Origin of the sequence: Chryseobacterium sp. SIMBA_029 (assembly GCF_046535275.1) — a bacterium.
Taxonomy (GTDB): domain Bacteria; phylum Bacteroidota; class Bacteroidia; order Flavobacteriales; family Weeksellaceae; genus Chryseobacterium.
This window is the reverse complement of the sequence record NZ_JAWRXA010000767.1, coordinates 1-242: the sequence shown is the minus strand read 5'-3', so window position 1 is coordinate 242 and position 242 is coordinate 1. Positions and strand designations below refer to the sequence as shown.

Here is a 242-nt window from a genome sequence, read left to right as displayed (position 1 = left end):
CCGAAGGCGGGTCTGTGGTTCGGCGCTCGGTGCTACCGGGCGGCGTCCGCGTCCTCACCGAGGCCATGCCCGGGCAGCGTTCGGCGACTATTGGCTTCTGGGTGGCAGTTGGCTCGCGTGATGAGGCCGAGGGCCAGCACGGGTCCACGCACTTTCTTGAGCATTTGCTCTTCAAGGGCACCAAGCGCCGCACAGCACTGGAGATCGCGTCCGCCTTTGACGAGGTGGGCGGGGAATCCAAC

The 242-nt window shown here is 66.5% G+C and carries 1 protein-coding gene; it reads left to right on the top strand.

The features are described from left to right. A partial coding sequence (locus SB679_RS26000) for a M16 family metallopeptidase (RefSeq protein ID WP_410705277.1) occupies positions 1-242 on the top strand: 242 nt, incomplete at both ends.